The organism is Salmonella sp. SG203 (assembly GCF_013350575.1).
GTDB lineage: Bacteria > Pseudomonadota > Gammaproteobacteria > Enterobacterales > Enterobacteriaceae > Salmonella > Salmonella enterica.
The window spans coordinates 169,237-194,523 of sequence record NZ_SNMT01000009.1; the positions used below are offsets into that span (position 1 = coordinate 169,237).

The 25,287-nt window shown below is 53.9% G+C and carries 20 protein-coding genes and 2 pseudogenes; 2 read left to right on the top strand and 20 right to left on the bottom strand.

What is annotated here, in order from left to right:
• Nucleotides 1–4 precede the first annotated feature (4 nt).
• The 5 genes and pseudogenes from safB to HV477_RS29045 all read right to left on the bottom strand — a co-directional run bounded on the left by safB (nt 5) and on the right by HV477_RS29045 (nt 3,270).
• Nucleotides 5–745, bottom strand: coding sequence for a pili assembly chaperone SafB (safB, locus tag HV477_RS14890; RefSeq protein ID WP_175065151.1), 741 nt, complete (start codon nt 743–745; stop codon nt 5–7).
• Between the two features lie 74 nt (nt 746–819).
• A complete protein-coding gene (locus HV477_RS14895) occupies nt 820–1,317 on the bottom strand; it encodes a Saf-pilin pilus formation protein SafA (RefSeq protein WP_175065152.1) in 498 nt (165 codons plus the stop codon).
• A 132-nt stretch (nt 1,318–1,449) separates the two neighbouring features.
• A complete protein-coding gene (locus HV477_RS14900) occupies nt 1,450–1,944 on the bottom strand; it encodes a hypothetical protein (protein WP_079899331.1) in 495 nt (164 codons plus the stop codon).
• Between the two features lie 624 nt (nt 1,945–2,568).
• Nucleotides 2,569–3,139 (bottom strand): annotated as a pseudogene (locus HV477_RS14905) (integrase core domain-containing protein); the annotation flags it as partial.
• Nucleotides 3,073–3,270: a transposase gene (locus HV477_RS29045; RefSeq protein WP_079899330.1), complete on the bottom strand. Its 198-nt coding sequence runs from the start codon at nt 3,268–3,270 to the stop codon at nt 3,073–3,075. The gene HV477_RS29045 and the pseudogene HV477_RS14905, both read right to left, overlap by 67 nt.
• Nucleotides 3,271–3,322: 52 nt before the next feature.
• Between HV477_RS29045 and HV477_RS14910 the strand changes: the two genes are divergently transcribed.
• The gene (locus HV477_RS14910) at nt 3,323–3,628 is read left to right on the top strand and encodes a SymE family type I addiction module toxin (RefSeq protein WP_010989118.1); all 306 of its coding nucleotides are present in this window, start codon (nt 3,323–3,325) and stop codon (nt 3,626–3,628) included.
• 74 nt (nt 3,629–3,702) lie between these two features.
• Here HV477_RS14910 and HV477_RS14915 read toward each other — a convergent pair whose 3' ends face one another.
• A complete protein-coding gene (locus tag HV477_RS14915) occupies nt 3,703–4,128 on the bottom strand; it encodes a hypothetical protein (RefSeq protein WP_000682228.1) in 426 nt (141 codons plus the stop codon).
• A 367-nt stretch (nt 4,129–4,495) separates the two neighbouring features.
• Nucleotides 4,496–6,263, bottom strand: a pseudogene (locus HV477_RS14920) (RHS repeat-associated core domain-containing protein); the annotation flags it as partial.
• 204 nt (nt 6,264–6,467) lie between these two features.
• On the opposite strand from HV477_RS14920, the gene HV477_RS14925 reads away from it, so the two are divergent.
• Entirely contained in the window at nt 6,468–6,701 is a 234-nt protein-coding gene (locus HV477_RS14925) for a type I toxin-antitoxin system SymE family toxin (protein WP_240195190.1), read from the top strand.
• A gap of 71 nt (nt 6,702–6,772) precedes the next feature.
• Here the strand turns inward: HV477_RS14925 and HV477_RS14930 are convergent, their stop codons facing one another.
• From HV477_RS14930 to tssJ, 13 genes are all read right to left on the bottom strand, one after another.
• Nucleotides 6,773–7,120, bottom strand: coding sequence for a hypothetical protein (locus HV477_RS14930; protein ID WP_000887296.1), 348 nt, complete (start codon nt 7,118–7,120; stop codon nt 6,773–6,775).
• Between the two features lie 34 nt (nt 7,121–7,154).
• Entirely contained in the window at nt 7,155–11,840 is a 4,686-nt protein-coding gene (locus HV477_RS14935; protein WP_254621671.1) for an RHS repeat-associated core domain-containing protein, read from the bottom strand.
• A 15-nt stretch (nt 11,841–11,855) separates the two neighbouring features.
• The gene (locus HV477_RS14940; RefSeq protein WP_000186513.1) at nt 11,856–12,314 is read right to left on the bottom strand and encodes a DcrB-related protein; all 459 of its coding nucleotides are present in this window, start codon (nt 12,312–12,314) and stop codon (nt 11,856–11,858) included.
• 59 nt (nt 12,315–12,373) lie between these two features.
• A complete protein-coding gene (locus HV477_RS14945) occupies nt 12,374–14,608 on the bottom strand; it encodes a type VI secretion system Vgr family protein (protein WP_079899327.1) in 2,235 nt (744 codons plus the stop codon).
• 396 nt (nt 14,609–15,004) lie between these two features.
• Entirely contained in the window at nt 15,005–15,526 is a 522-nt protein-coding gene (locus HV477_RS14950; RefSeq protein ID WP_000968384.1) for a DUF2778 domain-containing protein, read from the bottom strand.
• 23 nt (nt 15,527–15,549) lie between these two features.
• Nucleotides 15,550–15,966 (bottom strand): DUF2195 family protein, encoded by a 417-nt coding sequence (locus tag HV477_RS14955; RefSeq protein ID WP_000759645.1) that lies wholly within the window; start codon nt 15,964–15,966, stop codon nt 15,550–15,552.
• Nucleotides 15,963–16,751: a TagF domain-containing protein gene (locus HV477_RS14960; RefSeq protein ID WP_001254129.1), complete on the bottom strand. Its 789-nt coding sequence runs from the start codon at nt 16,749–16,751 to the stop codon at nt 15,963–15,965. The genes HV477_RS14955 and HV477_RS14960 overlap by 4 nt, the downstream gene beginning before the upstream one ends.
• Nucleotides 16,751–20,620: a type VI secretion system membrane subunit TssM gene (tssM, locus tag HV477_RS14965; RefSeq protein WP_175065153.1), complete on the bottom strand. Its 3,870-nt coding sequence runs from the start codon at nt 20,618–20,620 to the stop codon at nt 16,751–16,753. The genes HV477_RS14960 and tssM overlap by 1 nt, the downstream gene beginning before the upstream one ends.
• A 33-nt stretch (nt 20,621–20,653) precedes the next feature.
• The gene (locus HV477_RS14970) at nt 20,654–21,085 is read right to left on the bottom strand and encodes a hypothetical protein (RefSeq protein WP_011233132.1); all 432 of its coding nucleotides are present in this window, start codon (nt 21,083–21,085) and stop codon (nt 20,654–20,656) included.
• 201 nt (nt 21,086–21,286) lie between these two features.
• Nucleotides 21,287–22,060, bottom strand: a complete 774-nt coding sequence (locus HV477_RS14975) for a Rap1a/Tai family immunity protein (RefSeq protein WP_114063888.1) — start codon at nt 22,058–22,060, stop codon at nt 21,287–21,289.
• Nucleotides 22,061–22,064: 4 nt separating this feature from the next.
• Nucleotides 22,065–23,369 (bottom strand): type VI secretion system protein TssL, long form, encoded by a 1,305-nt coding sequence (gene tssL / locus HV477_RS14980; protein WP_001577195.1) that lies wholly within the window; start codon nt 23,367–23,369, stop codon nt 22,065–22,067.
• Nucleotides 23,366–24,709 (bottom strand): type VI secretion system baseplate subunit TssK, encoded by a 1,344-nt coding sequence (gene tssK / locus HV477_RS14985; RefSeq protein ID WP_000118732.1) that lies wholly within the window; start codon nt 24,707–24,709, stop codon nt 23,366–23,368. The genes tssL and tssK overlap by 4 nt, the downstream gene beginning before the upstream one ends.
• A 3-nt stretch (nt 24,710–24,712) precedes the next feature.
• Entirely contained in the window at nt 24,713–25,249 is a 537-nt protein-coding gene (tssJ, locus tag HV477_RS14990; RefSeq protein WP_001007105.1) for a type VI secretion system lipoprotein TssJ, read from the bottom strand.
• Nucleotides 25,250–25,287 lie beyond the last annotated feature (38 nt).

Consider the following 25,287-nt stretch of genomic DNA (forward strand, 5'->3'; position numbering starts at 1 on the left):
GGATTTATTTAAGGACGTAGTGGAACGGATGACTTTCACCACCAAAGTCTGTAATAACTCTCCACTCGATATCACCATGGGCACTACCTGGCATATTTAGTGTTTTGTCAGCAAAAGGGGGGATATACTCAAGCCCTGTAATGGGCTTTCCCCCTACTGTGACGGAGGCTAAATTCATGTAAAACGGGGTGGGGTTCTCCACCTTAAGTTTGTTGCCCGTCTCCACCCATCTTAAATTTCCTGCAACATCTTCCGGCGTCCCCTTCACGGCATCCGGGCGGAAAATCAGCTTATCACAGACGTTAATGGACAAATTGAGGTCAAGGGTCGCGCCCTTAGCCTGTGTATCCGACGGTTCATTTTCGGGTGGTAGCGCCTTTACACAGACCCACTGTAAAGTCTCACGATCCGTTGGCATGTCACCACCAGTACGGACAATACGCAGTTGACTCTGCTGGTTCGCTTCTAAACGAAATAGAGGCGGCATCACCAAAAAGGGAGCAGGCGAACTTTTGTCTGCTGCTTTGACTGAAGACTGAACCAAAATAGGGTAATTCTGCGGGTTGCTCACCGAGAGCGTGGCTCCAGCTGTACCAGAGTGATAAATCACCCGTGTAGCCCCCAGCTTCACGCTGAATGATTTAGTGTTTAAACTTAATTTCTGCTCAGTGGCATACACTGGAGGAGTTATAGAATTAGAGACGAATAAAACAGCCGCCATTACACCAAAACTAATAATTTTCATATTACAAGTTATAAAAAAATGTATGACTTGATATTTATTGCGCCTTAATAAGGCGCAATAAAAGTTGTTTACTATTAAGCTTGATACTCCGCTATGTGTAGCGTCACTGGATAAGTATCAGCCTTTACCGTTTGTGATCCAGACAATTTCACAGCGACTTTATCTGTCATGTCATATACCCACCACTTATGCGAAGCACCATCCACTAATGAACCTTTATTGGCACAGGCTACCCCCCCAAAGGTAACTTTAATGGTATTACCACTTTTACCAGTTACCGTCCACACATCGCTGTCGTTGCCCACTACTTCAGGTTTAGAATAATCTCCCGTTACCGCGTATTGTTTGCTCGAACCGCTTACCGAAAGCATAGCAATAGCCTCATCACCCTTATGAGGCCCTGCCACCAAGCCAGACACTGGAGTAAGCTGTGCTTGTAGTTGTCCAGGATTGCTGAAGTTTACATCCGCCGACACGCCAGTGCTTGTATTCGGCACGAGCGAGCCAGCATAACAACTAGCAGCCATAATGCTCAATGCGCTTGCGATAATTAAATCTTTTACGTTTTTCATCGGAAATCCACCTTTTCAAAATCCCCCAGCACATCAAGAATGAATAATGTCATACCAAAATTCACCGTACAGAAAAGCCTGTGGCTGGGAATGCTTTAAGCCTTAATAATACTTAATAGAAGTTGCTTACTATTAAGCTTGATATGCCGCTATGTTTACAGTCATTGGGAAGACATCAGCTGGGACATTCTGATCTCCAGCTAGTTTAACACCAAGTTTGTCGTTAATATCATATATGATCCACTGATGCCCATTGTAATTTACATTCCCCTTTGGTGAGGTTGTCTCACCATAGAAGTACACTTTGATTCCTTTGCCAGTATTTTTACCATATAAAGTCCATGTATCGCCATTCATGACATTCTTTGCCTTAAAATCCGCTGCGATCGCGAATTGTTTAGCAGCAACAGAACTAACTGCAATAGTCGCAATCTCCGTATTAGACTTAATCACCCCAGCCTTTAAGCCCGCCACTGGAGCAAATGTTACGCTCAACTGCTGGGGAGAGACAAAGCCAATATCCACTGAACTTTGTTGCTCTGAGCCCACCACGATTGAACCAGCATAACAACTAGCAGTTATCATGCTCAACACGCTTGCGATAATTAATTTTTTCGCATTTTTCATTTAAAAAAATCCCCTTTACTACCCGAGATTTACAACATATCCTAATCTAAGAAAAACAACGTTGTTGCCGACATAACCAATATCGATGTTAATATCGTGTTGTCGGGGTGGAATAGAATACTAGTCAAAAAATAATTATACCCTCCATTTACATTCAAGTGATAACATTACAATGACACCCACCACACTGGGTGTGGGAAACTTATTTTCGAAGAGAGAATAATTATCAGGCATCGTTGCAACATTGTTTATATTTAAACATACATCTCCTAACTCGACGGTAAGATTATTAGTTAACTTTTCCTCGCAGGGAAGATCTTTAATGGAAAATCTTGTTTTCCGAAACGGAAAAGCAATTATAACGCTCCAACGAGAGTCTCAACACTAAGAGCTGACTGACACAGGCCAGACTGATTATACAGGCATGAAAAAGCTCTCCCCTTCCTTTCAGTTCTTGCTGGATTATGCAAACGTCGCACAACCTCCCCGTGAACATGGCACATTAATTTGAAGCAGCTCTCATCCGGTATCGCTTTTCAGTGCAGCGAAATTCATCGCAGGTGCCCCTGTAAATAGACCCGTTTTAGTTCCATGCATTTTTAAGATTCCGGCCAGATAATGTTGTTAGCGGTATTCCTTCGGTATCATATTGTTCCGCGATTCATGTGGACGTTCGCAGTTATATTCTGATAACCCTTTATCCATAATTTCCCACACCTCATTCAGCGTTCTGAACAGATAAGAATTGAGTATTTCTGTACGGTATGCCCGGTTAAAGCGCTCGATGAAAACGTTTTTCTTCGGCTTACCCGGCTGGATAAACGCCAGCTTTACTGCATGTTTCTTTGCCCATTCAGCCAGTGCCAGCGAGATAAATTCCGGTCCCTTATCCATACGCAGCATGGCCAGATAACCGCGGTTGCTGTAATCCTGTCGAGTACACGGACCACTCGCAGAGCTGGCAGATTCAGATCGATTTCAATCGACAACGCTTCACGATTACAGTCATCAACAACATTGAACGTGCGAAAACGACGCCCACAGACCAGCTCTGGTTCAGCGCTTCCGGCGTGACCAGTGGCGAGGGATTGCGTACCGGCAGCCGTTGTTTACCCTTACGGCGAAAATTCAGCTTGAGCAGACAGTAAATACGGTGGAGCCTTTTGTGATTCCACGCGTATCCCTGCCGCCGTATCCAGACTTCCAGTTGTCCCTGGTGGCTTTAGAAATACCGGCCTCCCGGCAGGCATCTTTAACAGTCCGTCCGGATTCGACTGATCTAATCACAGCGATGATCTGGTGCGCAGTAATACGGGCTTTACGCATAGCGATCTCCTGCGTTGGCAGATTGATTATGTCGGATGATCTCTAAATGTGAATGGCTCGATTATGCGGGATACTTACATACTCACGCGTTGAGAGACTTTCAGTTCGTTTGTACGGTGAATGGATGCCGCAGGCGGGGTTTATTAACGGGATGCCCGTCAAGGTGCGGGTAATGAGGGATTGCATCGTGATCACGCCGCAGCATACCCGCGGACTCTTTGTCTGTATTGAAGGGATGGGCGTGACTTTTATTAATCAAAAGAAGGTGAAAGCGTGGCTAAAAACCTTTCCGGGGGCGCTGAACGATACCGGGGATATTCCGGTGATTAAGCGGAGCAGGCTCGAAGGCGGGATTTGATGGGGGTTAAATAATAAAAGCCGGGAATTTAAATCTCCCGGCATATTTAAAAAATAAAATATCACCTCTTATTCTCACCGAAGAGAAACCATGCCCAGCCTACCATTTTGAGATAAACAAATTGAAATGCCATCATGAGTTAAATAAAACAATTTATTATCATTATTTATGTCAAATTCATTTTCATTCGCTAAATTTAACCAATCATTGATCTCCCAATTCATTGTCTTATCAAACGTAATCACCCGTTCTCTATTGCTATGAAAATCAATATCTATAGCTATCACATAGTCTCCTTCGGAAAGGAAACTAACATTACCATAAAGCCAATAATATATTTTTGATTTCTTACCCATTCTTGCCACTGGTAGTTCTGGCTCTCCCATTATTTCATGAAGTTGAGCAATAGATGAGCCAACACATAAACCTTTAATAGAAAGATCTTTAATAACATTCATTACATCCAATTTAAATGCAGGATTCCATTTATTATGTTTCATACACACCCTCCACGTGTATTATGTCTTTCCACGTTTCGGGCAATATCACGAAACTCTCTTGATCGACCATTAGCCAAATCACGCAAAGATCCAGTTTCTCTTTTTGCATGATCAAGAACAGATTGCACCGCTTCATTTGCCTTATTCAGTATATCATTTCTGAATCTGACATCTTTTTCAAAATGTTCTTTAGCCAATGCAATTGCTTTTGTTACTTTTGGACTTCCTGCTTCATTTGGGATTGCATTTGTAAATGTTATACCACCTTTATTATCAGGTCTTACAGATAATTCAACACCACCAGGGGCATAAAAATGAAGTCCTTTTTGAACAACATCACCATAACCAGGGGAATGAATTTGCCAGGTTGTATAATCAAGTCCTAATGGATCGATCCATCTAATCGGATTAGGCGCATACTGATAAAGGTTTATCCCGCCTTTTAACCCTATCGGGTCCTGACTGACGAACCTGCCACACTCCGGTGCATAATATCTGAACAGATTGTAATGCAACCCCGTCTCGTCGTCAAAATACTGCCCCGGCAGCCGCAGCGGCTGGTGAAAGTACGCCCCGCTGTTGCTGATGTCCGCCGCATTCTCTCCAAACCCCCTGATATACCCCGCCCACACCAGCGTTCCGTCCGCCGCCGTCACCTCCTGCGGCGTGCCCGTCACATCCGTGTGGTAATACCACACCTGCCTGCTTTCTCCCTTTCCCGTCACGCTCGCCACCGGCGTGTACGGCTGTTCCGCATCGTACAGATATGTCCGCCAGCCCTGCTGCTGCACGTTCTCCTGCAACAGCCTGAACCCCTCCCACACAAAGTCCGTCCGGCTCCGCGCCGTATGACCCGTGTGCCGCCCGTACGTCGCCTTGCGGATTCGCCTCCCCAGCGCATCGTAGCCGTAGTGCGTCTCCGTGTTGCCGCTGATGACCCGCGTCAGCTGCCCCTGCGCGTTCCACTCCAGTTGCTGGTCGCGCCGCGTGGTCAGCTCGCCCCACTCGTTATAGCCGTAACGGTCACGACCACAGCCCGGCAGCCGGTTGCTCATCACCGCTCCCTGCCCTTCGTTATCCAGCAGGTTGCCCGCCTTATCGTAATAATAACGGTCGTGGTCATACATCTGACCTGAGCGTCCGGTCAGGTAACCGCTTCTGTCATAGCTGTACACCACGCTGCCACGCAGGCCGTCGTCAATCGTGCCCACCTCGCCGTGGTTGTTCCAGTAATAGTCCCTCGACGTCACGCAGCCCTGCCGCGCTGGGCGCTGGCCGGGAAGAACAGGGGCACTGCCGGACGCCAGGCTGCGCTGCCAGCTCAGCAGCCCGTCGTCGTCATAGCCGCTGTACGTCGCAAGCTGCCCCTGCGTGCGCATTATCTGACGGTGCAGGCTGTCGCGCTCATACTCGCTCACCGTCAGGCCATCCAGCGCCGTCTGTAACAGATGCCCGCTCCCGTAATACAGATGCGTCAGGTGCTGCCCGTCCGGCAGCGTGATGTCCGTCGGGTTGCCCAGCGCGTCGCGCTGATAACATATGCTACCGTTCCCCGCGTGCTCCGCCGTCAGCCAGCCGCTGCGGTCATACTCAAAACGCACCGTGTCGGCCTGCATCCGGTGCTGCTGTTGCCCCGCCTCCGTGGGCGTGAGCGTCACTGCCGTTATCTGGTCCAGCCGGTTGTAGCTGAACGTCCGCTGGCCGTGTTCATTCTCCGTCCGTAGCAGACGGCCCAGCGCATCCCGCTGCTGCGTCTCCCGCCGCACGCCGCCCTGCGTGCCCGTGGTCTGTATCGCCGTCAGATAACCGCTGTCGTCCAGGATAAAAGTACGGCTCAGTCCGTCCGGGCGCACCTCACGCACCAGCCTGCCGTCCGCATCGTGACTGAACCGGTACTGCGCCCCGTTGCCGTTGGTCAGCGCTGCCACCCGGCCTTCCGGCGTGTACTGCCAGCGCGTCTCACGCTTCTCCTCATCCGTGTGCGCCGCCAGCAGACCGCGCGGCGTATACCGCCAGCTCTCCACGCTCCCCGTGATGCGCCGGTGGCTGCTCATCAGCCCCAGCGCATTCCAGGTATACCTGTCCTGCTGTTTCCCCGGTGAGTTCACCGTCTCCGGCAACCCAAGTCGGTTGTAGCATTCGCTTTCTGTTCCCTGTAATACTGATGTTTCTTTTCCAGTCTCAGTTGATCACGATGAACATCAGCAGAAAATGCCAATCTGCTGAAACCCACTAAAAAAGCGAGATCGATACGCGATCCTGATACTGTGCCGGATTTTACCCACTGTGAGTTTTATTCATGCGTTGAAGGACGCTCGGTTCGTTTATGCGGCGACTGGATGGCGCAGGCCAGATTTATTAACGGGATGCCTGTGAAAATTCGGGTGATGAAAGACTGCATCGTGATCACGCCGCATAATACCCGTGAACTGTGGGGCTGTATTGAAGGTATGAGCGTGACATATATTAATCACTGGAAAGTTAAGACATGGTTAAAAGATTTTCCCGGCTTACTGAATAATACCGGGGATATTCCGTTGATAAACCGGAGCAGACTCGAAGACGGGATTTGAGAGGTTAAATAATAAAGAGTTGAGGAAATTCAATATTTCCCCAACTTATAAAAATAAACCTCACAAAGATTTTATAATTTATCCATCCACGATCTCATGTGATTTATATCACCATCAAAAACAAATCCTTCTCCATTATCGGGCAAGAATAACTGACCAGTAGCAAATCTTAAAAATAGTTCTTTTTTTGATTTTTTCTGCTTAATGGAAAAATCATCATCCCAATTTAATATATCTTCATTATGTTTTTTTTCATCAGATAAAAAAACCAAAATTGAATTTTCTAATTGTTCATAAGATTGATAAGTTTTCCTGAGTGTAATATCGAAGTCTAAATCACCAATTATATTGTATGTAATAAGCAGTTCATTTCCAGACGATTCAATGGTTCTTTCCACTAATGGAATTGAATCTAACATCCTATTATCTATTGTATTTCTCATGCAAACCTCACTAAGGAACGATAATTATCCCAGCTTTAGTACCATCACCAAAGATAATATTATAGTGCGGATTATTATCGTGTAATGGATTTTTAGAATTATGAACAACATTAGATAATGGATTTTTCACATTATATAAATCACCCCGATATGTTCCCGCTGGTTGTTTCCATACATCGCTGAATTTAGTGCCAATATAAAGCTCTCCAGACCTTGCAGGAAAATTGTCAACATGAGGTCTAAGATCCGGCATGTTATCTAATAATGCTCTTGCTTCGTCAATACTTCTAACCGTGACATCTTTACCATTTCGTAAATCAGATATATTGCGCCGTTGTTGGGCATTACATCCAGCAAGGCCTAACGGATCTATCCATGACAGCGGATTAGGCGCATACTGATAAAGATTTATCCCGCCCCGGATCGAAATAGGGTCGCCCGATATAAACTTCCCGATATCCGGATCATAAAATCTGTACAAATTGTAATGCAGCCCCGTTTCCCTGTCCAGATATTGCCCCTGGAAACGCAGGTTCTGCTGTACGGGCCGGGTTTCTTTTTCATGCGTCAGGTTCCCCCATACCTGATAGCCCGCTTCCCAGACAATATTGCCCCCGCCGTCCGTCATCTCCTCCGGCGCGCCGTTTACGTCCGTATGGTAATACAGCACCTCATCCGCTTCGCCCGGCGCCGCCCTGTCCACCCGCGCCAGCGGCTCGTGGCTCCCCTGGTCGCTGTAGATATACAGGCTGCTGCTTCTTCCCAGCCTGCACTCCTGCGCCAGCCGCATTCCGTCCCATAAAAACGTCGTCCGGTTATACGGCTTTCCTTCCGCGTCCAGTTCGTGCTTCTCCACCCGCCTGCCCGGCGCGTCGTACACGTACCCGTAACGCCGTACGGTGCTCCCCCGGATGACCGCCACTTCCGTCAGCCGGTGCTCCGCATCCCAGCGGTAGTGCTGCGTACCGTTGCGGCCCCGCTTTTCCACAACCCGGCCATATTCATCGTAACGGTAATGCAGCCCACGGTATGACGTTATCCGGTTGAACGGCACCACGCTGCCTGCACCCGCCTGCGCGGTCTCTCCCTGCCGCCTGTCCAGCAGGTTCGCCGCCGCGTCGTACTGCCAGCTGTCCAGGTATGCCTCATTCCGGCACGCCGTGATGCGCCCCGTCGTGTCGTAAAAATAATCCGTCACCCCCTGCCGGCTGTGCCGCTTTTTCAGCAGCTCATCCTGGCCGCTGTACGCATATTCCCGGTCAATAAACGTCTCCGGCACCACACCGCGCATTCCTTTACAGGTCAGTTTCCGCGTTAACCGGCCCGTCCGGTCGTACATCCGCCGCGTGTCCAGCCGCCCCTGGCTCCGCTGCACCTCACGGTGCAGGTGGTCGCGCGTGAACTCGCTGATGACATCACGCCCCAGGTTGATTTGCTGGAGATGGCCGCTCCCGTAGTACAGGTACCGCAGCGTCCGCCCGTCCGGCATCTGCGTTTCTGTGCGGTTGCCCTGAACATCGTACCGGTTCTGCAGCACGCCCTGCGCCGTCTCCTCGCTCAGCAGGTTACCCGCACTGTCGTAGCTGAACCGGATAACTTCCGGCTCTCCGCCTTCCGCCGCATCATGCTGCCTGCGGCGGATTTCCAGCAGACGGTCCGCCGCGTCGTACCGGTATTCCGTGCGCGTCTCCGGCGTGATTTTCGCCGTCAGCCTCCCCGCCGCATCACGCTCCAGACCGTGGCGGATTTCGCCCCCGCGCTCCCCGCCGTATATCACTGCCGTCACCGCATTCAGCGCGCTATACCCGTATGCCCGGCGGCTGCCGCCGGGGTCCGTCTGTTCAGTCAACCGGTCCAGAACATCGTACCGGAACCGGTAGCTTTCCCCGTTCTCGTTCGTGAGCGTGGTCAGCCGCCCGTAAGCGTCGTACTCATACGCCGTCCTGCGACCCGTCGCATCCGTCTGCCTGCGCACCCGCCCCTGGCCGTCCCGCTGCCAGCGTGTTATCTGCCCCGCCGGGCTGGTGTATTTCACCAGCCGTCCCGCCGCATCCGGCTGGTAACGCTCCGTACGCCCGTCCGCGAACATGACCTCCGTCAGATGTCCGTTGCCGTCATAGCTGTAACGCGTACTGTTACTCTCCGCGTCCGTCACCCTTTCCAGCCGCGTGCGTTCATCATAAAACCATGCCGTCTGCGAGCCAGAACAGTCCGTGTGGCGCATAAGCTGCCCGGCTTCGTTCCACTGCAGGTATTTATCTCCGCCCCGCGCGTCGGTTATCCGCACCACCTGGCCGTGCCGGTCATACCCGTATACCGTGCGCTGGTGCAGCGGGTCGCTGACCGCCTGCAGGTTGCCCCGCTCATCATACTCATAACGCCACGCCGCCCCCGCGGCATCCACCTCCGTTTCCGGCTGGTGCCACACCGGATGCCACTGCGTCTGCTCAACCCGGCCCAGCGGGTCATGCGTCTCCGTCAGGTGGCCGAGACGGTCATAGACATAACGCCATTTGCCGCCCTGCGCGTCCGTCATCCCCAGCAGTAACCGCTCTTCATCGCTCCAGCGGAAAGTGGTCATCTGCCCGGCCTCGTCCCGGTACGCCGTCACCAGGCCCTGCGCATCCCACCAGTGGCAGCGCGTACGCCCCAGGCTATCCGTCACGCACAGCGAGCGTTCTGCCAGATTCCAGTCCAGACGGTACTGCTCGCCGCTGTCCGTATGATGGCCCGTCACCCGCCACGCCGCATCGTCCGGGCCTTCAAACCACGCCCAGGTGTAGTAATACCGTTCGCCGCCCGGCTCCCGGTGCATCGTCATGCAGTCGTTGTCGTCGTACGCAAACTCGCGCTGATACTGACCTGCGTTGTCCACCACCCCGTTCAGCCGCCCCGCCTCATCGTAGCGGTAACGCCGCAGCAGCTCCGGCTCCCCTTCCGGGTAATGGCGGAAGATGCGCGTCACGCGCTGCGGGTGCGCTGCCAGCTCATAGTGCAGCCGGATGCAGGGGCGCTGCCGATCGCCGCTGATTTCCACCAGACGCCCGTGGTTGTCGTAGGTCAGGTGCTGGCAGTTACTGTTGCGGTCGCCCAGCATTTTCAGCCGCCGACGCTGTGGGCTGAACGGGTCCGCTTCAAACAGCCTGTACACGCCGTCATCACTGCTGATAAGCCAGTGGCCCTGTTCGCTGCGCCGTACCGCCAGCCCCTCGCCGGGGCTGTAAAAACCGCTCCCCGGCTCCACCGCCTGCAGGTCAATTCGCCGTCCCATTGGGGATATATACGTCATGCAGTTTTCATCCGGGTTGTCCGGCGTACGCTCCAGGCACACTTCATACAGCACGCTCCAGCCCCGCCCGAACATCCCCTCCGTCCGTTCATCACGGCTGCTGTAGGTCCGCTGCCACTCCAGCGGGAAGTGGCCGGGCAGACTGAAATCAACGTCATCATCGCCTGCCAGGTACTTGGCTCCGGTGGCGGCGTTTACCGGGCGGTTCAGCGCACTCCCCGCCTTCTGAACCATCATGTTAATGCCCAATCCCATCATAAAGCAGGCACTTTTAGCTGACGCCCGTCCGGGCTGCATGAACGTCAGCGCAATAGTGGTCACCAGGGTTATTTGTGACTTACCGCTTTTGATATCCCGTACCACCAGAAGCGGCCCGCCGATACGTACATCACCGGATACATGTACGCCGTTCTCAGGCTCATCCACCACTTTTGCCTCGCAGGTACAGCGTACCCCGCTGCGCGCCGCAGGCTGGCTGTTGATACGCACATCCCGCGTCCCTTCGGCGATATATTCTGCTGCGGGCGGCTCATCGTCGCCTTTGAACAGGTTCGACACGCTGCCGATAAGCGCGCTTGCCGCCTGAAAACCGGCTTCCAGCACATCGAAAGTGTTCATCGCCCCCAGTACCGTCCCCACCGGGTCATCCGTCAGCGCCTGCAGTTTCTGTGCCATAAACTGGGTGAATGAAGAGGGATGTTTGTGGCAGTCGATTTTATCATCCTGTTTCGGGTCAGACCCCGGATATGCCGTTGCCACCGTGGGCTGCCACATCTCTGAAATAAAGTGGCCCGTGTCGGAAAGCATATCGCCCGCCTCCGCCAGAGCATCATTTCCCAGCGAGGCCCATCCTTCTGCTGATCCCATCCGGCTCACCACGGAAACGACGCCCTTAGCCATATTCTCTGCCCGGCCTTTTACTGCATCCAGATATTCCCCGGCCACATCCCACATTGATTTGGCGTCCTGCCTGCGTTTTTCTTCTTCTGCCTCTGCCTGCGCCTGCGCCTGCGCATCCAGGGTTTCTACATCATGGCGTGATAATGCCGTTGCCGCCGCCCGCGCCGCCCGTTTGCTGTTAATCCGGGTATCGCCTGAGCCGGTCAGGATATATCCCTCAATTTTCGGCGGAAAAAGGCTGTTGGCTATGTCTTCACAGGCTTTACTGATTTTCTCCCCGGCGCCACTCAGCAACATCGTCGCGCCGACCACGGTCCCCACAAGTAATACGGCGCTGCATCCCAGCGTTGCCACCGTAGCCCCCGTCGCCAGCGCCACAACAGCCAGTGCCGCAAAATCAATAACCGCATTGATGGCGAATTCCAGCGCACTGCCCACCAGATCTGCCAGAAAGGACGTATGCAGCAGCGCGTCGCCTTCCCTTGCCGCCCAGAATGCTTCTCCCATACCACACTCCCTGTGTTATTGTCCGGTTGCCGTGTTTTCCGGGTCCAACCTGAAACGCAGATTCTTTTTGATATCCGCCCAGCGCCCCCTATCCGCTTCGGTTAACGCTGTTGAGCGGGCATAGGTCAGGGCCATCATTACCCGGCTGCTCTGTAGCACAAATACCGCCTGGTACTGATATACATGCTCATTACCCCGGATAAACTGACTCTGTATTTCCAGCCCTTCCATTTTCCCGTCAATACCCAGCCGGACAACCTGTGCTGGCGTATAACGCAGTTCCTTAACCTGCTTTTCCAGTTTTTTCATCTGTTGTTCAACCTGGGACGCCAGCTCATCACCGTCCTGCATTTTGCCGCGGCTGATAATCAGCGCCGCATCCGGATCGCTCAGGCGGATCATATTGAGGGTGCTGTCCTGGGATATATTACCGGAGAAACTCAAGATGGCTTCGTTGATATAATAGTTCGTCATGATTATATAAAATCCTTTTTGGTCTGAAAGTGTTGATAAGTCCGGCACTAAAATAAAAACTATTCTTTGGGTGGGAAAGTTTCCTTAATTACTGCTGCCATTGCTGTTTTTTCTGACTCACCAAATGTTCCCACTTTGGGTTCTCTTTTATCCATATTTAAATCCAGCTGCCCTTTTATAGTATTAATCTGACCATCGGCATCTGTTGCAGTAATATTGAACGTTTTACAGGTTACGTAAAATTCCCCCTTACTGCTCATGTACAGAACGGTGTCACCACAACTCAGAGTAATAGAATCACCCGCTGCCAGATATAACTCTTTTACTGTCTGAATGGTTTTATTTCCTCCGGCCAGAGAGGTATCGTCATACTGAACTTTATGGTCGCGGACAGCGCCAATAGTGGCTATTTCTGACTGATCAATGACCTTAACCCGATTATTCCCCACCCAGTGACTTTCATTATTATTAACTTCAATACGCTGATCTTTTTCAGCATGTAGCCAGACCTCTTCACTACCGGGTTTATCTTCAAAACGCAGAGCGTTGGCATTGGTCGGTCCGCCGCCGATAGTGTGGCTGTATATCCCGCTCTGTGTTGCCGCGCCCGGCAGTCCCCACGGCGGCATGGTGTCCTGGTTGTAGGTACGCCCCACGATGATCGGCAGATCCGGATCGCCGTTTTTGAAATCCACCAGCACTTCCTGGCCGATACGCGGGATCTGGATCATCCCGAAGCCTTTGCCCGCCCACGGGTAGCTGACGCGTATCCAGCAGGAGCTGTTTTCATCCATTTTGCCGTAGCGATCCCAACCAAACTGTACCTTTACCCGCCCGTACTGATCCGTCCAGATTTCCTGGCCCGCCGGGCCGGTGACGATGGCGCTCTGCGGCCCTTTGGTGTGGGGTTTGCTCACCGTCCGCTGCGGGCGGAACACCTCGCGGGTGGGGTGCAGTTCAAAACGGGTGGAAAAGGTAAAGTGCTGGTCCTGCCCGCTGTGCTGCGCGTTGTCCTGCACAAACAGCAAGGTCTGCATCAGCAGGTATTCCTGATTGACTTCGGCAGTGGGATAGTTTTCCAGCGTGAAGGTATAACCGGTCATGAGTGTGCGGATATTCCCTCCCCCCAGCCCCCGACTGCCGGGGCTGCGCTGCGCTTCCATACGAATGCGCGTCAGCATCTCGCCTTCACTCTTGTCGAAGTAGTCTCCCGGCCACTCATAATGCTCGTAGGTGGCATGACCGGTTTCACGCGGGTTTGCCACGGTGTTTGCCAGCAATGAACGTGGCTTCGTAAAATCGAAATCATCCAGCACCCACTGGCCAGTCCGCAGACTCTCGTTTGCCGTGATAGTGTGGATAAACTCCTTGTCCAGCTTCAGCCCTTCCTGGTGCCACTCGACCAGCGGCGAGTCCGGACATGCTTTGTGGGCGCTGATGGCATCCGCCAGCACCAGCGTGTGGCTGTCCTCGCTGTGCTCAAACCACCAGTAGATGCCCCACTCCTGCATCAGTCGCTGAAGAAAATCAAAATCAGTTTCACCGTACTGCACCTGCCAGGTGCGTACCGGGTAGCTTTCCACCAGCCGCTTTTCCACCGGGTAGGGGTATTCCGCCAGCACTTCATCCAGAATATCCACCACGGTTTTATTCTGGAATGCTTTGTAGTCGCTGGTATGGGTCAGCAGTTTTACCCACGGCTCCATACGCAGCTCATAGGTAACCGAACGCCCTTCATGGCCCACCACCCGCGCCGCCGTGACCAGCCCGCTGATATGTCGTTTACCGCCACCATCCAGTTCGATGTTGACGCACAGATCTTTGCCCACCATCGGTTTGAGCGGCAGGTTGGCCGCCGGGGAGACATAGCCCAGATTCAGGGTGTCGGGCGTTTTTAGCTGTACCACATAACTGAACAGTTCACTTAATGTTTCGCCGCCGTCCAGGCTGGCGAACAGTAATGCGCCCGGCGGTACGGCGCTGCCGCTGACCGTCACATTATGCGCCCCCGGCCCGCCTGCAACAGCAGAGACGATGGCCGATACCGCATCCTGCGCCATACCTGCGGCGGCGGCAGCCTGCGCCGCTGCCACCGCGGCTTTCACCAGTCCTGATGGCTCCGGCAATGCGCCAAACAGCGATCCCGCAGCCTGTTCCACGGCGGCTTCCGCCGCATCTGCCACGCTTCCGGCGACTGAATCTGCGGTGACACCGCCACTTTCTCCGGTTATCGGCGGCGTGGTTGTCGTCAGCCCTCCCATACCGGATTTATTATTTGTGGATACAAAACTCATGGTAGTGACTCCTTTAATACCGGATTAAAATAAATAGACTCACCGTCAGGAAACAGTGCCCCGCACTTTATAATGCAACCAGCCTGTTATATTTGAATATTTACCAGAAGAACAGGGTATATTGCTGACAAGAGCCATGAAAATAAAGACACAAAAATTAGCACATAACATAAATACTGAATTACATAAATAAGGAAATGAACATAACAATATTATGATTTTATTTTTATTACGCTTACCAGATTCGCATTGCATTTTATAGAAATTTGATTAATAACCAGCACACCGCCAGTCATATACTTTATCATTGGTGCTCATTACTTATCTGGCCACCATTGTAATCATTGACCACCACAGCACGTCCAGACACGATAATTTCAGCCGGTTTTAACGGTATTATTGTTTTGTTCCACCATTCGTTTGCTGACCAGAAACATACTTAACATTAACCGTAAATGTCTTTTCACCATTTTCTTTTTCCGTCTCCTGTTTCAGAATACGGAAAAACACCGGTTCCACTTCAATACAACCATGACTGTAACCTTTGGTGGAATCATGGATATAAAAACCACCCCGCTTGCCCCCACAGGCTTTTCGGGTCTTCTCATCCGCTGATTCCAGCCGGATACGGTTATATCCCCAGTTCGCCCAGTATATCTCACATGTTCCGGCAGCCTGGCCTCGCGGAATGGTACTCCAGCCCCATGATGGTCCCAGATCACAATCCGCAGCATTTCTTATCGGTGCCTCCCCCTGAAACTGAATAAACAATTTATAATTCCCTTCCGGTATCGCCGCATCCGGCACACACTGTTTATCTGGCCACTGTAAATCCGGTAACCCCGTGGTCGCCTTGAATATCCCGATACCAGGCCATGTCAGCTTTTGCCCGTCAAAAGTCAGTCTTACTGCCATCATCTTCTCCCTGACTATTCTGTGTATTACAGCGGTGGTGTACAACGTATCATTAGCGCCAGCTTCTGATCCCGTACAGACTGGTTATCCACCGATAATACAAAGCTGAAAGGATAACGTCCCTGCATCTTCGCCAGTGAGATATTCCCCTCCTGAAGGGAATATGCACTTCCGCGTCCGTAACCCTCAACATCCTGCGCCAGTAAGCTGGTATAGCTGATTAATGCTGAGAAACAGCCACATTCACCGGTACTTTTTTTCAGTGTGACCGTTGTTTTCAGAATGGTAAGGTTATCCATTTCCTGACGATGAACGGGATGGATATCCACACACTCCGCCAGCGGGTTATCAATGTTTACATCTGTTCCGCCCCAGGCAAATACGGGCAGGAACATTCCTGCACAGGCAGACATAAACAGAACCTCTACAGCGTACTTTTTCACAGCATCTGACCTCTATTTTTTTCATCCACCAGTCGCAGCGCATCCACATACCGCCCTTCACTGTTCTGCTGCCAGAACCAGCCTTGCCCCGGTGTTGCCTGCCCCAGCGTCTTACCCGGCCAGCCCGGCCACGGCAGATAACGCACGCCCGGCAGTTCTACTACCGGTGCTTCATCCGGCAGCCCGGTCAATTCCCGGCTGCGCTGCGATGTACGTCGTAACCCACGCAGCCACTGCGCCCACCACGGCCCCGGCTGCCACATCGCCCATAGCTGGTCCACCTGCTCCGTCAGCCGCCCGCGCCGCATCGTGTCCGGCGTGATATGCTGCGCCGCCAGCCTCGCCAGCCAGTACAGCCAGCCCTGCGTCTCCTGCAAACTCTCGTCCAGCCACTCCCGACCGCAGCGCTGGTAAATCACCAGCGGCCACGGGCGTCCCACGCTATCCCGTGACGCCATCAGCACTCCGGTCAGCCAGTCAGTCGTCCCACCCATCGGCAAAAATCCCGGCGACATCACAAAGCTCCACGGCAGCGGATGGTGTTCCGGCGCGGGCATATCATGTTCGCCACGCGGCGACAGGTGCATCCAGCCGTCACGCTCTTCATCGGTCGTCTGGCCTTCCGGCAACACGATATGCCGCCCGCTGCCCACCCATGTCTGGCGGTTCAGCCAGTCCTGCCATATTCGTCCCTCTTCAGCGCCCACCCGCCAGCGCACATAGTCGCGCTGGTCCGGCAGCCTGCCGAACATCGCCGGGGCTGATACCACCGCTGGCCGGCGCATTACAACGCCCTCGCCGGACAACTGAAGTTCTGCAACAGCTCCCGGCTGACCGGGTTAAAATCCCGCCCGGCAGTGATTTCCAGCACTACCCGGCGACCGTCAAAATCATATTCCACCAGTTGGCGCCCCCGCACCGCCGTTTCCTGTACCTTTCCGGCGTCCAGCAGATGAAACAGCGCCCACGGCCCGCCGGTCAGTAGCGTTGAGGTGTCCTGGCGAATTCGCGGGCTGGCGGTGATTTCCGCCATCGAGCCGTTGCGCGGTCCCGGCCACGTCACTTTCAGGGGCCGGTCCGGACCATGGGCGTAGCGCAGCACCTGACCATCGATATCAATCACCAGTTCCGTGATGGCCGGGTCCATATCCACCACGCTAATCTGCATCGACCAGGAAAATTTTTTCCCGCCCTCGCTGTTAAAAAACACGCTGCGGATCTGCTTCGCCTGCTGAAACGGCGTCAGATCCGGCCCCTGCAATGTCATGTTGCCTTCGGTCGGTTTGTAGCGCCACGGGTCGCTGGCGGTGTCCGCCAGCGGAGCCAGTTGTTTGCTCCAGAAAGCATCCAGTACGCCACCGCTGGCGAAGATGCGGTTAAAGTCCTCGGCGCTGACCTCCTGCGGACTGTCGGCGAACGGATAGCGCCCGTCGATGGCGTCACGGCAGTCGTCGCCCATCATCGCCTCCATCTGGGTGTTCAGCACATCGCCGGTCCCGGCGTTGATTTTGCGCGTTCCCTGCTTCGTCAGATCCAGCAGGATGTTTTTCAGCGGCGCAGGCAGTTTCGCCGCCTCCAGTTGCAACTTGTCTGCGGCAGTAATGCGCGCTGGCAACGTCCCCGCCGCCAGCGCGCTGTCAGCAATGGTCAGTTGGGTGTAATACTCGTTGAGCATGGTCAGCAGCGAAGCGATCTGCATCGTCCCACCGCCGCTCTGTCCGCCGTCCGTCCGCCCGGCAATGACCTCGCGCAGCGCGGCGAAACGGTCATCCACCAGCGTTTTTTCCAGCCGCTCTTCCGGGTGAATATCCTGGAACAGTTTTGCCGTCTGTACCACTTTCCCCGCGTTACCGGACGCGCGCTGCGCCAGTTGTTTCTGTCTGGCCTGCGGGTCCGGCGGCGGCACCAGCGTGGTCTGCTCCACCACCGCTTTTCCCAGCCGCATCAGCGGTGAGTCCGGCGACGCCAGGGTGCGCAGCACCTGTAAATCATACGCCAGGCCGGAACTGCCCTCTTCCCCGGCACTGTTGATACTATGGATACTGTCCAGAAAATCCTGCCAGCGGCGGGCATATTCTGTCAGGTACAAACGGCGGACTTCGCGGGCGACAGACTGCTCCTGCCCCGGTATCTGGCTGCGCAGGCTGTCAGTCAGCTTTTTTGGCGTACTCTCCCGGCCCATCACCCAGCCATCGTTCGCCGTCGCCGCCGCCACAAATTCCGGTAATCGTTTGTCGAACAGCTCCCGGTAACCTTCACGGGTAAAAATACCCGGCACGCCCCGATCCAGCGGCGCGCCGTTGCTACGCACAAACACCGTTCCCGCATCCGCGCCCACAGCGCGTACCAGCGTGAACTCCTGCGGCGCTTCGCTCTCCATTGCCGCCAGCGCCCGCGCATAGATACGCTCGGTACTGGTGTGACCGTCGAGGAATGCCCGCGCCTGGCGGATCAGCGCCTCATCTTTCTCATACGGTGAATGCACCACCCGGCTGCCGTCAAACAGCGCTTCGATATGCGTCAGCACGGCGGCGCGCCCGCCGAACCCGGCCACGCTGTCGCTGTTCCCCAGATCGTTAATCACCCACGACTGGATCTCCGCCGCGTTGTATTTATCTTCGTGATCTTTATCCAGATTCAGCAGCAGATAGATGCGCAGGGCATCGTAGGCTGCTTTACTGTCCTGACGGGCAATGGCATCCGCCAGCACATACTCCATCCGTTTCACCAGCGGCGGTAGCAGCAGTTGATCCAGCAGACGGTTGTACAGCGACGCCACACTGTCGGTTACCGGCGGTACGCTGTACAGGCCGTAGCGCCAGGTCAGCGGCGGCGCGTCCGGGTCCAGTTCCGGCCAGGCGGACAGTTCCCTTGCGCTGTCCAGCAGTGCCGGGACGGGAGCCATCGCCGGTTTACCGGTGTAGGCTTTCACCTCGCCGTCCAGCCGGGTCGCGCGGGCGCTGATTTCATTCAGATAGTCGCCGTTGGTCTGCTGGCTGGTCTGCATCCCCTGCCACAACAGGAATGCCAGCACCAGTACCAGCAGGTGCCCGCCGAGGCGCAGCAGGCGGTAACGCCAGCCCCACTGGAGGTTTGGCTCCACCAGGTGCGCTTCACGGAAAATAAACTGTGTCAGCAGGTCATGCAGGAAGTAGCTGCGGTTGCCGTCCGGCAGAGCGTGTGGGAGAGAGGCGGAGGATTCGCCACGGGCGGTTTTTATCGCCCGGACAAAGCGCTGCCAGATACTCAACTGGTCGGCCACGGCGTCGGCCTGCGCCTGCGCGGCACTGGTGAAAAACACCCCGCGCAGCGTGTTATTCAGTTGCGTGGCATCGAATTTTGAATCGAGGAAGATCTGTTCAATAGCCTCCAGCAACGGCTCGCCGAGGGCGGCGAACTCACGCGGGAAGGTATACAGCCGCTGGCGGCTTTTAAGGTCGTACTCTTCCTGTAACCGGGTATCCAGTCCCTGATCCAGCCGCAGCGTCAGGCGCGCCAGCTCCTGCGCGCAGGCGGCATGCAGCGCCTGCGGGTCGCCCGTTTTTCGCCTGCGGCTGTACGGCAACGTGAAGCCCCAGATTTGTGCGCGAAGATGGCTGGTCAGCGTGCGAAAATACTCGCTGAACCCCGGCAACAAATCCATTTTGGTGACCACCAGATAGACCGGAAAGCGAATCCCCAGGGTCTCGCGCAGTTCTGCCAGTCGCGCCCGCAGAGCGGCGCAGGCCGCCAGGCGTTCCGCCGGTGACTGTGCGGTTAAATCCGCCACGTTTAGCGTCAGGATCACGCCGTTAAGCGGCGCGCCGGGGCGATGTTTACGCAGCAGACCGAGAAACCCCTGCCACTCTCCGGCGTTGCGCTGCGCGGCGCTCGCTTCGCCTCCGTCATCGTGGCGCGCGTAGCGTCCGGCGGTATCAATCAACACCGCTTCGTTGGTAAACCACCAGTCGCAGTGTAGCGTGCCGCCACCCGGCACTGTCAGGATACGCGAGGTCTGCTCCATTTGCTCCGCCAGCGGGAACTGCAATCCGGTGTTCAGCAGGGCCGTGGTTTTTCCGTCACCGGGACTGCCGACCACCATGAACCACGGCAGCTCATACAGAAAGCGTTTCCCCTCGAAGATTTTACGCCAGCCGGGCATGTCCACCCGCAACTGCCGCAGTTGCCGGATGGCCTGCGTGACAATATGGTTGACGGTGCGCAGGTCGGCTTTGATCTCGCCTGCCACCGGTACCTCTTCCCCGCGCGGATGCAGGAAGCGACGCAGCAGTTGTTCATCCATACGCAGCGCACGCCACAGCCGGTACAGGCCGTACAGCGCGTACATCAGCAGGATGAAACCAATTAATGTCAGGCGGACCCACAGCGGTGCAAACGGATGGACATCGCCCAGGGCCAGCAGCGGTGTGACGAAGCCAATCGCCAGGCACAGGACACTGATGCCGATGATACTCATCGACCAGTTGACCAGCCACAGTACCAGCAGCATCAGTAACAGGGCAATGGTCACTACCCGGCTACCCACGGAGGCCAGCGGGCGCAGGGTATCAAATGACACCAGCGGCCCGACAAACCAGACCAGCAGCGCCAGAACCAGAACGGCCACAACTGCCAGCGCGCGCCGGGAAAAAAGCAGACTAAGAAATTTTTGCATTATATTTCGACTCGCCACCCAATAATCAATATTTTAAAATTCCCTGGATAAAGTAATATAACCATTAAATCTTACAGAACACTCATCAGCATTCATGAAGCTGGATGCAATGAAAATATCTTTTTCTTTATCTTTGTTAATATAGGTATATTTTGCCACGATAGATTTAACCTGATTTTCATAGTAACTATCGAAATAGGATTTTTTATCTAATATTGCCACTTTATTTTTGGCCTTATCTTTTTCGTAATCCATCCTGGCCAGAGATTCTGCATAGACCTTAGATACAAGTGAGATATCAAGAATCTCTACCTTTGTTTTATCCTTTATAATAGTAGCGACATCTATATTCAGGTCATTTTTTATGGCATCAAATAATGATGACTCCATTGATGCTCCAACCGTAGCACACCCATAATCGTGCGCATAAGAAATGGCAGGAATACCCACCAACAGACAGACCATTATCTTAAACATATCAATCCCTTACTACCAAGACTTTACCACCAATACTTATCTGAACTGGCAGCGATAACATTATCACAGGGTATACCTGTCATACTTCAGGCTGCATGTGCGTTGGCTTTCCTCGCTCACCCCAGTCACGAACTAATGTACGTTCCTGGGGATTCACTCCCTTGCCGCCTTGATGCAACTTGAATGATTTTATATATTACAGGGATACTCTATTAATTTATTTATGATAAGTTCAGCCGCGCGAGAATTCAGTTCCTCATTGGTTTTATTTTTAAGAGAAACATAGACAATTTCATTTAATGTTAGCGTCTTAAATAAATCGTATCCACACCATAGTTTTTTCTCCGTTGCATCCTCCACGCCAAGCAGATAGATACCCGCCCTGAGTTTATCCAGTTGATTACCAGATACCCAAAATTTAAAAAAGTCATTACCTGAAAGATTAAGCGCATCCGGCGTCAGGGATAACACAGGAGATGACCGGGAAGCAATTTTTACGGAGGGTTCAGTCCCCTGACAGGGGAAATTTTTAACTAATGCTTCCTCTATCAGCACCGAAGCTCTTGCATCAGGCTTTTTCACAGAGTACCGATCAAGCCAGGCCAGCACAGTATGGTTTATTGTTATACTGTCAACCTGACCATATCCACACCACGTCTTACCTTCTGTGGCATCCGCTACCCCCAACACATACATCAGTGTATTATCTTTTTCCTGTAAGTTATCACTGGCATAAAACCCCAGAAAATCCCGTATACTGAGGTTGACATTATCGGGGGAAATGAATCCTGCGTTAATCAGGGACCCAGCAAAAACGCCACCGGGTAATAAACAACATAAAATGATCAAAAAAACACGGATAGATCGTTTTATGTGATATGTCGCTGAGATCCGATAATAATCCCCCGTCACGCCACATACTGCCGAATGATGAGACACATCATAGGTTGATTTTTTCATCATTCATTCACTCCACTACCAGAATTTCCACCCGACGGTTTTTCGCCCGCCCGGCTTTACTGCCGTTATCCGCCACCGGCACCGTATCGCCCTTGCCGACGATATGTACCCGTCCGGCAGGTACGCCGCCGGAGGTCAGCAACGCCGCAACTTCCGCCGCCCGTTTTTCCGACAGTACCAGGTTGGATGGGAATTCAGCCGAATGAATGGGCTGGCTGTCAGTGTGACCCGTTACAGTGACTGCGCCGCCCACGCGGGCGATTTCCCGCGCCGCTTTGTTAATCACTGGCCGGATTGCGTCACTCACCGTTTTCTGTCCCGGCACAAACATGGCGTCGCCACGGAAGACCACCCTACTGTGCTGGTCATCTTCGTCCACGGTCAGCAGGCCACGGGCGATTTCGTTTGCCAGCAGGATTTTCAGCCGCAGCTTATGAACCGGCACGGGCGGCGGCGGCAGTTTTATACCAATCGCATCAATATGCTGTTGTACGGTGACGGTCTGCACATCCATCCGGTGGCTGTAAAGGCCAAACAGCGTCAGCATCGCCAACAGGGCTATCCCGGCGCTCAGCCAGACCGGCACCCGGCGCATCCGCCGCAGTCGTCCGCTTATCGCCCCCTGAAAGTCAGGCGAGAGCGCGGGCATAACCGGATCGCGACGCTGTGAAAGCTGTGTCAGCAGTTGCTGGCGAATATTGTCCAGTTGCTTACGCCCGTCTGGCTGCACGCTGTAGCGGCCTTCAAATCCCAACCCCAGCAGGTGGTAGATAACCTCCAGTACGTTGCCATGCTCCTGGAAGCTGGCCGCCAGACGCCCGATGATCTGGAAAAGTTTTATCCCGCCTTCGCTTTCACCATGAAATGTTACCAGCAGGCTTTTTCCGGCCCAGACGCCGCGCCGTCCCCAGGTTGTGTTATTGGCGGCTTCATCAAGCGCTGTACACAGGCAGTAACGTACCGCCAGTACGTGCTCGCGCCGCAGGTTCGCCTGATCGCATAATGTCTGGTACAGATGCATCTCGCGTACCAACAGATTACGGTAAGGCTCTACCAGGGCCGCATCCAGTTTAGCGGGCATGGCTGCGAGAGCGCACAATAAAGGCCGGGCAGCGGCGAGCAACGGGTTAGCCGCCGCGCTGATTTCAGCCAGCCGGAGTTTGCTGTCCGGACCGTCTTCAACGATGACATTGAGTTCCGTGCGCTGGCTGGTGTGTACCGACATTTCATATTCACTGTCCTTATGTTCCGGCGTGGTGGACAAAAAGGACATCATGTCCGCCGCTGGCGGCGTCAGGGTACTGTCTGTCATTTATCGCGCACTCCCCACAGTTCTGTCTCCAGCCCCGGAAATTCCCCGGCGGTATGCATGGCCATCCCGCCGTAACGGGCAATGTGTTCCCACAATGCTCCCTCGCGGCGGATGTCGTAATAGATGTATCCGGCCTGAAACGGGATTTGGCGGGGTGGTACAGGCAGAACCTGCAAAGCCAGCCCCGGCAGATGCGAGCGGATCAGTTCCGGCAGGCGATCGGATGGCCCGATTTTGGTCTGGGCGGCAAAATGTTGCAGTAGCACATCGGTCGGCATTGAAGCCTTTATCGCCAGTACCAGCGTGCTGAAATCGGCAAGATCGGAAGGGGCCACCACCGCATTCAGGATGCCGTAAGTCCCCTCTTTCAGTTCGATGCGCTGCGCGCCCCGGATCAGTACCGCATTCAGCAGGAACTGCACCTCATCAACCAGCGATTTCAACCCGGCATAGGGCGTCAGGTGTTTGTACTCTTTGTATTCAGCGGGCCGTCGCGTTTGTGGACGCACATAGGTGGAGAGTTCCCCGGCCAGTTCGGACAGGTAGCGATACAACACTTCCGGGGCCAGCGGGGTTTTCGCCAGGTGAGTCAGCAGCGGCTCAAAGCGATTGAGAATTTGCAGCAGCAGGTAATCGGAGACCTCCGCTGCTTCATGGCCGTGGTTGTCGCTGCCGGTCAGCCGTTCCGCCAGCGAATCGGCCCGCATCCGGATGAGATCGTTGATCCACGACAGCCAGGTACACATCAGTGAACTGGCCTGATAATTAATGATGGGCGGGATCAGGTCGTGGTCGATATCTATCCGCCCGTCAGGGTTCAACCCGGTGATGCGGGTCAACGGCAGGCCAATCCAGGCGCCCGTCACCGCCTTTTCCGGCAGCAGCCGCAGGCGCAGGTGACTGAGCTGTAATAACTGCGCGCCACGTCCCAGCGAGTTGGCGTCGCGGATGTCGTGTTCATGTACCGAGAAACGCGCCAGTGATTCCGGGTTATTGTCAAACGTAGTTTCTTCGCTGTTCGGCGCGCGTACCGGTACCGCCAGACAAATCTGCTGGTTCAGGTGCTCCGGCAGGATGGTCAGCGGCGGCGGCAGCGGGGTGTGGTCCGGTGCGTTAAACGGCGTGCCGTCAGGAAAAATCCCTGATGCCTCTTTCAGTATCAGTTTACCGATGTTCAGCGCTTCGCCATCAATATTGTAGTGGCTGAATCCCCAGAAAAAGGGGGTCAGCGGCAGGCTGCGGTAATGCATGACGTGTTCCAGATAACGCTCTTGCTGCTGAAACATCTGCGGCAGTAAAAATTGTCCTTCACTCCAGACTACGCGGTCATTCCAGCTCATAATTCATTTATCCCGTTCCGTAATTACAATGGCGCTTTGTTCCAGTTCCGCCTCCAACTGCACTTTTCCTTTCCCCGGTATGAAGCTGCTGTACCAGGCTTTTTCCGGGGCTTCCGGGATTTTGTAGGTTACCCGCCAGACCGATTTGGCCAGGTTACGGTATCCGGCCAGTACGCCGATTGCCGTGGTCTGCGCATTCAGCGGGCGACGCAGTTTTTTCTCTTCGCCGGGACGCAAAATAAAGCTGTCGCGACGCACTAAATCGTCGGTAAGGACGGATTTGTCGTTGTCATGGAGCGACCAGTAATCAGCTGTCGTGAAAGCGGCGTCATTTTTTAGTTCATACACACGTATCTCAATGGGCGCGGCCTTCTTCTGATTGTCAGGATTCACCTTATCGGAGGCTTTCACGCTCAGGTCGAGTCGCTGTGATTCGAGGTCAGGTAACGCATCGCTACTGCCGCATCCGGAAAGCAGGAGCAGTGCAAAAGGCATAGCTACCGCACATAACCACCGAGTGGGGTTACGCCATTCATTCACTGTAAACTCCTTTAAAATCAAAATAATAAATCCGGCCA

Bases quoted from the DNA above. Each gene is read 5' to 3' on its own strand.
- HV477_RS29045 (WP_079899330.1), bottom strand. From the start codon at position 3,270: ATGCGTAAAGCCCGTATTACTGCGCACCAGATCATCGCTGTGATTAGA.
- tssM (WP_175065153.1), bottom strand. From the start codon at position 20,620: ATGCAAAAATTTCTTAGTCTGCTTTTTTCCCGGCGCGCGCTGGCAGTT.
- HV477_RS14975 (WP_114063888.1), bottom strand. From the start codon at position 22,060: ATGATGAAAAAATCAACCTATGATGTGTCTCATCATTCGGCAGTATGT.
- safB (WP_175065151.1), bottom strand. From the start codon at position 745: ATGAAAATTATTAGTTTTGGTGTAATGGCGGCTGTTTTATTCGTCTCT.
- tssL (WP_001577195.1), bottom strand. From the start codon at position 23,369: ATGACAGACAGTACCCTGACGCCGCCAGCGGCGGACATGATGTCCTTT.
- HV477_RS14930 (WP_000887296.1), bottom strand. From the start codon at position 7,120: ATGTTAGATTCAATTCCATTAGTGGAAAGAACCATTGAATCGTCTGGA.
- HV477_RS14940 (WP_000186513.1), bottom strand. From the start codon at position 12,314: ATGACGAACTATTATATCAACGAAGCCATCTTGAGTTTCTCCGGTAAT.
- HV477_RS14970 (WP_011233132.1), bottom strand. From the start codon at position 21,085: ATGGTCTGTCTGTTGGTGGGTATTCCTGCCATTTCTTATGCGCACGAT.
- HV477_RS14900 (WP_079899331.1), bottom strand. From the start codon at position 1,944: ATGAAAAATGCGAAAAAATTAATTATCGCAAGCGTGTTGAGCATGATA.
- HV477_RS14925 (WP_240195190.1), top strand. From the start codon at position 6,468: ATGGCGCAGGCCAGATTTATTAACGGGATGCCTGTGAAAATTCGGGTG.
- HV477_RS14945 (WP_079899327.1), bottom strand. From the start codon at position 14,608: ATGAGTTTTGTATCCACAAATAATAAATCCGGTATGGGAGGGCTGACG.
- HV477_RS14910 (WP_010989118.1), top strand. From the start codon at position 3,323: ATGGCTCGATTATGCGGGATACTTACATACTCACGCGTTGAGAGACTT.
- tssK (WP_000118732.1), bottom strand. From the start codon at position 24,709: ATGAGCTGGAATGACCGCGTAGTCTGGAGTGAAGGACAATTTTTACTG.
- HV477_RS14950 (WP_000968384.1), bottom strand. From the start codon at position 15,526: ATGATGGCAGTAAGACTGACTTTTGACGGGCAAAAGCTGACATGGCCT.
- HV477_RS14960 (WP_001254129.1), bottom strand. From the start codon at position 16,751: ATGCGCCGGCCAGCGGTGGTATCAGCCCCGGCGATGTTCGGCAGGCTG.
- HV477_RS14915 (WP_000682228.1), bottom strand. From the start codon at position 4,128: ATGAAACATAATAAATGGAATCCTGCATTTAAATTGGATGTAATGAAT.
- HV477_RS14935 (WP_254621671.1), bottom strand. From the start codon at position 11,840: ATGGGAGAAGCATTCTGGGCGGCAAGGGAAGGCGACGCGCTGCTGCAT.
- HV477_RS14895 (WP_175065152.1), bottom strand. From the start codon at position 1,317: ATGAAAAACGTAAAAGATTTAATTATCGCAAGCGCATTGAGCATTATG.